Here is a 7,490-nt window from a genome sequence, read left to right as displayed (position 1 = left end):
CCCTTAGGCCATGCGGGCCTTGAGCCTGACCAGTTTGCCCCTGACTCGTCGTATGTCCGAGATGGCCGTGTCCAGGTCGGCTATGGCCTCGTCCCATTCCTCACGGGTCTGCGGCATGGTGCGGATGTTCAGATCCATGCCGCCCACTTTCTTCAGCAGGGTGATGGGCAGGTCCTTCGTCGCCGCGCGCACCCTCCAATGCCATGCCTTGTAGGTCCTCTCGCGTTCGTCCTGCTCCCTCTCCTCCTCCTCGGCCTCGGCTTCGGCTGCGAGCCGCGCGCGTTCGGCCTCCGCCATACGTGTCCTGTAGTCGTGGATGTGCTGGCATACGGTCGGTTGGGAGACGCCGAGCCTGCGGGCTATCTCCGCCTGTTTCATGCCTGCCTCGGCCAGCTCCCCGGCCTGCCTCATCTTCTCCGTGACGGGTCTCGGACTCGTTGTCGGCTCGTGCCTCCGGGCGCGAGCCCGCGCGATGCGCTCGGTCTGGCGCTTTCTGCGGGCCTCTCGTCGGCATTCGTCCGAGCAGTAGATGGCCGGCGCCCCGCCCTTGGCGCTCGGCGCCACCACGAACGGTGCGCCGCACTCCGCGCACAGCACTTCGCGCGGCTCGAAACCACTGTGAAAAGCCATCGCAATTCCCCGTCCTGACGGCATTTATAGGCAAACGTCATTTTACCTGTATCGCGATATCGGCCATAAACTGGCCTCACCACACGATAAACGTTGGAACTCCGCCGTTAAGGCGGTGCCTGAAAGGCATGGGTGCAAGAAGTGCATATCGTTCCTGTTTTGTTCATAGTTCTGGCTTGCTATGGGTTTTTGTATAGGGGGGCTGGCTGTTGATGGCTGGCTGGTGGTGCTGTGGTTTGGTGACTGTTCTGGTGGATGCTGGGTGGTGTACTTGCTTGCTCTGGTGACGTCTCATGGATTATGGATGCGTATTCCGTATTCGCGGCTTCATGGTTTCGGGTCGTGGAGATTGCCGGGGTCACTCGCACCGCTCGCCGTTCGCCACGGAACAGTGCTGCTTTGCATCAACGTGTTTTCGATGACGCATTCAGAATCAATTCATTTACCTGATTGGCGACAACATCCAAATCACTGTCGAACAGGTCGGCATAAGTATCCAACGTCATCGCCGCCGTCTTATGTCCAAGCATCCTCTGAACTGCCTTGACATTCGCGCCACTGTGAATCGCAATGCTTGCTGCAGTATGGCGCAAATCATGCATAGTCAGCGCTGGGACACCAGAAGAGGCCAGCGCCCGCGAATACCAACCATAAGCGCCTTTCCTGTACTCGCCTAGGTATCGGTCACGTCCACGCCCAGTGAATACGAGATCATCGGGTCCTTTCCCCCGGCATTGCTCGCTCAGCTGAGCCATGACATAGGCAGGCACAGGCACACTTCGCATTTCCCATGTCTTCGGTTCGCTTTCCACATACTCGCGATTGACACGAGTTACGCTCTTCTCCACGTTCAAACGTCCATGAACGAAATCAACGCAGCGAACTCTCAGCCCTCGCGCTTCGCCCATTCGCAACCCACAAAAACCCAAGACAAGTATCAACGTCGCATGCTCACCACTCGCACAGGCTAGGTCAAGCACCTGTTTTTCGTTGAGATATGTTCTCGGTTTCCGTATCTTTTTCGGCAACTCGATATTCTTGCAAGGCGATTCCCTGAGCAGCCCGTCACTCACCGCCATCTCAAAAATCCCCTTAAGCACTGTGTGGGCGCGTTGGACCACACTCGCGCTGCGGTGCTCCGATAATTGGCTAATCCAGGATTGGATTTCCGAACGACGAATTACGCCTATTTCTCGTGCTCCCCATTTCGGTTTTACGTGGTTCTCCCACGCGCTTTCGAGATCGGTATAGTACTTGGGCTTTACCGCCCCCTTCTTTCCCGTAAGAAAGGTTTTCGCAAGCATGTCCACGCGGGCCAACCCGGCCCGTGGATCAACATAATTGCCGTCATTGAGATCGATGGTTACTCGCGCCAGATAATCTTGTGCGTCCTTTTTGCGCTTGAAACCACGCTTCGTTTTTTGCGTATGGTCAGGAAGGCGGTATTTGACATAATACCGCCTCTCCCCCTCTCTGGTCTGGTACGCATACGGTCCAGGCATATTTCATTCCGTCTCAGAAGGGTCGTGCTTCAAGAATGGATATTGGCTTATCACCTTTTCCATCATCTTGTCCTCGTTCTGAATCAGCTCTCGGTAGTGTCGCTGTGTGGCCACCGTAAACCGCTTGGCCGCTTCCTCGCTTTCAAGCATCCCAATAAGGTTGTCACGCGTTTTGTCGTATCTAGCCACCGCAATTTCAAAATCAGCACGGGCCAAGTGCATCCATAGGATCTCCGTATTCAAACGGGATTCCGTCGGCGTCTCGTAAATCGCCGACAATTGGGAAACGGGATCTTCAAATCCTAGACAATGCAGCAAATCAAATATCTCGGATGCCCTAAGAGGACGCGTCCCTCTTTCAATGTTCGACAATGTGGTCGTAGACCACTTATAGCCGCACACTTGCATTGCCTTCACAACGGCTTCAAGCGTTTTATTGTGTTCGACCCGAAGCCTTCTAATGTTGCCGCCAATAACCGAATCGAAATTATTCTCTTCCATATTGATTGATTTTAGCAGACCATGTTTTAGAAAAACCGCAAAACAGTGAATCCATTTGCATATATCAGAAAAGGCTGTTATCTTGAAAAACAACATTTCAGATAACTAGTTTCACTGAAAGGAAGAACGATGGCAGCAATATCGACTTATACAAGCCTCATGGAACGAATCGCGACCAATCCGAACCCGGATGATGTCGTCATGTCACCCGACGAAGCCGCTGCCTACACTTCACTGCCGAAAGGACAGCTAGCTCAATTGCGATACGCTGGCCAAGGACCAGCATTCCTGAAACCTGCACCGAAGACTGTGCTCTACCGCAAGGGCGACATTGATGCCTGGCTCGCCGCTTCCGTGCGCCATTCAACAGCGGAGATGCCCGCATGAACGCTGAGCGCCAGACAACGAAAAAGCCACCGCGCTCACGGTGGCTCAATGATGAATCCTTCGACACGAATCATCCGCAGCCATTGTAGCGTGGATGGGAACGGAGCACCATGGGAGATCGGCTACTAGAGTACGCCGGCTTCGTAGTCGCCCACAAGCGCGAACGGCGCCCTATGCGTAACAAAACGGAGCGCTATCACGCACTAGTTCCGCATACCGCAGCCAATGTGCTCCGGCACATGGCTAAAACCGCAGCCGATCCACGCGGCAACTTGCGCGGATACTACGATAAGAACGGAAAATACCAACGCACCTGTTTGTATTATGCATCATGCGAAACCACCATCAAAGAACTTTGGGGCGTCACCCCCAGCGACGAGAAGATGTATCGAGGACGCTGGCAGGCTCTGCAGCGCGCCTACGGCAAACTTGTCAAGCTCGGGCTCATCGCACGAGAGACCCGGGCTTCCCCTGGACATCAAACAACTTATGACCTTATCCCCCTCGTCAACCAGTACCACAAACTACGTGGCATCGAAGATACATTGGACGACTGGCAAGACCAGCAACACGATATAGCCTGGAGACCAGCTTGAGAAAGAGCCCGCATGTGTTAGTGCGGGCTCTTTTCGTTATCCACATAAAATGTGAATAAGTCACGAACGGTTATCAATAATTGACAAGCGAACGGTTATCAATAATTGACGTTAACGGTTATCAATAATTGAGGTTAACGGTTATCACTTTTTGACGTTAACGGTTATCACTTTTTGACAACCCTATTCTCTATAGAGTCTTTAGGATTTTTTAATAAACTCTAGGCGCATGCGCGAGGAGCACATCGAGGGGCAGTTCTGGCCCCTTGGCAAACTCCCCGCTAGGCGGCAAAAACGGTCTACAACGACAGATTCGGAGTACTGCCTGTCTTCAAACATGCCCTGCAAGCCATTTTTTGGCACCTTAGACGCGCTTAAATATCGATTGCATATCTTTTTTCACACTTGGCATAAAAGCGCGTTTAAACAGCGTTTATTTACCTTACAGAGGCCTGGAGGAACCAAGGCAGCTAGATTCTGCCGGAACACGGGCTTTTGCCGCGCCGGTTTGGACAGTCTAGACTGCACATGCCTCAACTCTTCACTCCACAATGGTTTCGATGCTTTGAGATATGCTCGACTCTTTTCAATTGTTCTCAAAATGTTCTCACAAGAACTCTTGAGCGTTGCTGAAACACCTTAAGAAACCAGCATTTTCAGGCCTTTCAGCTTGGAGCGGATGACGGGAATCGAACCCGCGTAATCAGTTTGGAAGACTGAGGCTCTACCATTGAGCTACATCCGCGTGTAGGGCGTCGCTTTTGGCGACTTGAGACATTATACACAAATCCCAGAAAGCGGCAAGTCGCGCATACTCACGACGCCACAACACCCGTCAGAGCCATTACAGCCGCACGAATCGCGCCTCATACGGGGCGAGGTCAGCGTCGAGCGGCTCCCTGACCACGGCGGCGCCTTGCTCGTCGGCACCCGGGTTCAGATGCACGTGCTGCTCGTGTTCGGAGAAGCTGAACAGGCCGACCAGCACAGCGTCATCAACCTTGCGGACCACGGCGAGCACGGCATCATTGGACGTATCCCACGTGGAGACCCAGGCGTCCGGGGCAAAGCACGGGTCGTGACGCATCTCGCGCAGTCCTTCCATGCCTTTCCATAGACGGTTCTGCAACGTGCCGGGCTTCTTGCGCAGCGCGGCCTTGTCCCAGTCGAACTTGCTGCGGTGGAGGTTGCGGCTGTCCTCCACACGATCGGGATCATCCTTGTACTCCCAGCCGTTGAGCTGACCGATTTCGTCGCCGCAGTTGAGCATCGGGAAGCCGCGCAGGAACGCCATGGTCTGATGCATCAGCAGGTCTCGCCTGATCGAAGTCTCCAGCAACGGCTTGTCATGGGTGATGACGGCCTTTTCGATGCCGCAGAACGATGCGGTGGTGCCGCAGTTGCGGGCGTCGCGCGTGGCCTCGTCGTAGTTGTAGAGCTCCCCCATCGACCAGCCGCCGAGCACCGCGCCCTCGTAGAAGTGGTACAGATATTCCTTGTGCTTGAGCGGATCGATGCCGAGCTCATGTTCCACGTCCTCGTCCAGTCCCCAGCCGACATCGTCATGGCAGCGCAGATAGTTGACGAACCAGCAGTTCTCGGGAAGCGCGTCCAGCTTGTCGATCTGGGTCTTGAGCAGGCGCACGTCACGGCTGGCGAGCGCGCTCCACAGGTTCACCATGACGGACACGTTGTACAGCATATGGCACTCGGGCGCTTCGCGAGTGCCGAAGTACGCCGCGAGTTCCTTGGGGGCCATGACGACCTCGCCCTTGAGCACCACAGCCGGGCAGACGCATTCGAGGATGATGCGCAGCATGCGCACGATGGTGTGGACCTGAGGCAGATTGCGGCAGTCGGTGCCGAGCTCCTTCCAGATGTACGGCACGGCGTCGATGCGGAAGACCTCCACACCGAGATTCGCCAGATGCATCACACTGCCGAGCATCGCCACGAGCACCTTGGGGTTGCGATAGTTCAGGTCCCACTGGAACGGGTAGAACTGGGTCATGACCCACTTGCCCATCTGTTCGTTCCACGTGAAGTTGCCGGGCGCGGTGTTCGGGAAGACCTGCGGCACATGCTCTTCGTACTTGTCGGGCATGGTCCGGTCATCGAAGCAGAAGTAATAATCCTGATATTCCGGGTCGCCGGCCTGCGCGGCCTTGGCCCAGCGGTGGGTGGATGCGGTGTGGTTCATCACGAAGTCGATGCACAGGCTGATGCCGGCGCGGCGCAGCTTCTTGGCGAGATTCGCGAGGTCCTCATTGGTGCCGAGCTTCGGGTCGACGGTATCGAAATCCTCGACCGCATAGCCGCCGTCATTGTTCGGGCGGGGCATCTGGAGCAGCGGCATGAGATGCAGGTAGGTGAGCTTCTGTTCCTTGAGGTACGGGATCTTGTCGGCGAGCTTCTTGAGGTCGCCGGCGAACAGGTCGGTGTACATGGTCATGCCGAACATGTCGCCGCGCTTGTACCAGTCCGGATCGGCTTCGCGGGACTTGTCGAGACGTTTGAGGTCGGCGGGACGCTCGGCGTAGGCTTCGGCCATGGCACCGAGGAGTGCGCTGAAGTCTTCCGTGGCGGTTTCGCGCTCGCCGTACAGGCTCATGAACAGGCGCTCAAGTTCGGCTTTGTGTGATTCGAGACGGGAGAGGAACACAGGGCTCGGAGCAGTGCGCTTCGGTTTGGCCGCGGCAGCCGCGGTGACGGATTTGGCTGCGGTCGGGCGCTTCGACGCTGCGGTTTTGTCTGGCTTTGGGGCCTTCGCCGCGGTCTTGGTCGCGGCCCTGGTCGCGCCGGTTTTGGCTGATTGCGCGGCCTTGGTGTCGCTGATAGTTGTGTGCTGTGCCGGCTGGTTGCCCTGAGCCATCGGAAACTCCTTCGTTCCATGCTTCATATCTGCGTCAACCGATTGACGTTGACGCCTATCATATCGAACCGGTTCGACGGGATGGCGCGCGACACACCGGAGAGGAACCGGCATCCCAGCGACCCCATGCACATTGTGTCGCGCGAGGCATCGGATGCAATGGGGAGTGAGATGAAGGGGCGAGATTGGGAGTGCGATTGAGACGATTATCGCTCGAGAATCAAACGGCGACCATCACCACAGCCGAAGCAATGGGACCGTCATGGCTCAGAGAGATATGGACGCCGGGAATCGAACCTGCACAATCGGGGCGATCGGCGCGAAAGGGCTGCACGCCATTATCACCGGCGCAACGGCCTGCCGCCCCACCACCGGAGGCACGCGGCGCGAATGACGAACCAGCAGAGGGCCCATCGCCAGCCAACGAATCACGGAACTCCCGCGCCGCCCTACCGGACAGCATCACATGCGGCACACCGTGCGAATCGTCAAGGATCTCCACTTCGCGCCATGGAAAAACATCCAACGTGAACGGATAAGGCCTCTCCCCCAACGCTTCGCACCACGCCTTGAGGAACGCCTCCTTGCCTGCCCATTTGGCCGCCAGATGCACGGCCTCGCCGTTGTTTTTGACGCGCGCGCGTTCCAATGCCTGCCGCACCTCTCGCACCGAGAACAGCGAGCGCATGCGCGTTCCCGGTTCGGCGAGCTGCGCCGCGAACGCCGATACATCCACCACGTCATGACCCAATCCACGCACGCCCATGGCCATATTCGCCTCCCTTAACGCTTGATTGCACCCATTTCAACAGTAGAACACCTGTCAGCAAGCCGTCGCGCATTGCCGACACGACCCTATTCTCGCTTTGCGGCAACGCGCGCAGCTAGTGGTCCGTCTCGTAATTGGTTGAGTGGTGTTGGCCCCCTGATGGGACGTTGCCATGAAACAGACAGCGGTGGTATTTTGGCCCCCTCTGACGAGGGGGCTGTCAGCGAAGCTGA

General features: G+C 56.6%; 7 protein-coding genes and 1 tRNA gene. 2 read left to right on the top strand and 6 right to left on the bottom strand.

Annotation, left to right across the window (positions count from 1 at the left end):
* Positions 1-3: 3 nt before the first annotated feature.
* The 3 genes from BW14_RS09665 to BW14_RS09655 all read right to left on the bottom strand — a co-directional run bounded on the left by BW14_RS09665 (position 4) and on the right by BW14_RS09655 (position 2,633).
* Positions 4-630, bottom strand: a complete 627-nt coding sequence (locus BW14_RS09665) for a helix-turn-helix domain-containing protein (RefSeq protein ID WP_181162370.1) — start codon at positions 628-630, stop codon at positions 4-6.
* A 404-nt stretch (positions 631-1,034) separates the two neighbouring features.
* Positions 1,035-2,132, bottom strand: a complete 1,098-nt coding sequence (locus tag BW14_RS09660) for a tyrosine-type recombinase/integrase (protein ID WP_140490436.1) — start codon at positions 2,130-2,132, stop codon at positions 1,035-1,037.
* A gap of 3 nt (positions 2,133-2,135) precedes the next feature.
* Entirely contained in the window at positions 2,136-2,633 is a 498-nt protein-coding gene (locus tag BW14_RS09655; RefSeq protein ID WP_140490434.1) for a helix-turn-helix domain-containing protein, read from the bottom strand.
* 129 nt (positions 2,634-2,762) lie between these two features.
* On the opposite strand from BW14_RS09655, the gene BW14_RS09650 reads away from it, so the two are divergent.
* Positions 2,763-3,020: an AlpA family transcriptional regulator gene (locus BW14_RS09650; RefSeq protein ID WP_219847195.1), complete on the top strand. Its 258-nt coding sequence runs from the start codon at positions 2,763-2,765 to the stop codon at positions 3,018-3,020.
* A 239-nt stretch (positions 3,021-3,259) separates the two neighbouring features.
* Positions 3,260-3,616, top strand: a complete 357-nt coding sequence (locus tag BW14_RS09645) for a hypothetical protein (protein WP_140490432.1) — start codon at positions 3,260-3,262, stop codon at positions 3,614-3,616.
* A gap of 671 nt (positions 3,617-4,287) precedes the next feature.
* On the opposite strand, the gene BW14_RS09640 is transcribed toward BW14_RS09645, so the two are convergent.
* The 3 genes from BW14_RS09640 to BW14_RS09630 all read right to left on the bottom strand — a co-directional run bounded on the left by BW14_RS09640 (position 4,288) and on the right by BW14_RS09630 (position 7,254).
* Positions 4,288-4,361: transfer RNA gene (locus BW14_RS09640), tRNA-Gly, on the bottom strand.
* A gap of 99 nt (positions 4,362-4,460) precedes the next feature.
* Positions 4,461-6,488 carry an alpha-amylase family protein gene (locus tag BW14_RS09635; RefSeq protein WP_181161809.1) on the bottom strand — a complete coding sequence of 676 codons (2,028 nt, stop codon included), beginning with the start codon at positions 6,486-6,488 and terminating at the stop codon, positions 4,461-4,463.
* A gap of 220 nt (positions 6,489-6,708) precedes the next feature.
* Positions 6,709-7,254: a holo-ACP synthase gene (locus BW14_RS09630; RefSeq protein ID WP_140490440.1), complete on the bottom strand. Its 546-nt coding sequence runs from the start codon at positions 7,252-7,254 to the stop codon at positions 6,709-6,711.
* Between the last annotated feature and the right edge of the window lie 236 nt (positions 7,255-7,490).

Source organism: Bifidobacterium sp. UTBIF-68 (assembly GCF_006408855.1).
GTDB classification, from domain to species: Bacteria; Actinomycetota; Actinomycetes; order Actinomycetales; family Bifidobacteriaceae; genus Bifidobacterium; species Bifidobacterium reuteri.
Note: the sequence above shows the minus strand (reverse complement) of the source record. Positions and strands in the feature narration are given on the sequence as shown.

Coding starts and splice junctions, on each gene's coding strand:
- BW14_RS09665 (WP_181162370.1), bottom strand. CDS start 630: ATGGCTTTTCACAGTGGTTTCGAGCCGCGCGAAGTGCTGTGCGCGGAG.
- BW14_RS09660 (WP_140490436.1), bottom strand. CDS start 2,132: ATGCCTGGACCGTATGCGTACCAGACCAGAGAGGGGGAGAGGCGGTAT.
- BW14_RS09655 (WP_140490434.1), bottom strand. CDS start 2,633: ATGGAAGAGAATAATTTCGATTCGGTTATTGGCGGCAACATTAGAAGG.
- BW14_RS09650 (WP_219847195.1), top strand. CDS start 2,763: ATGGCAGCAATATCGACTTATACAAGCCTCATGGAACGAATCGCGACC.
- BW14_RS09645 (WP_140490432.1), top strand. CDS start 3,260: ATGGCTAAAACCGCAGCCGATCCACGCGGCAACTTGCGCGGATACTAC.
- BW14_RS09635 (WP_181161809.1), bottom strand. CDS start 6,488: ATGGCTCAGGGCAACCAGCCGGCACAGCACACAACTATCAGCGACACC.
- BW14_RS09630 (WP_140490440.1), bottom strand. CDS start 7,254: ATGGGCGTGCGTGGATTGGGTCATGACGTGGTGGATGTATCGGCGTTC.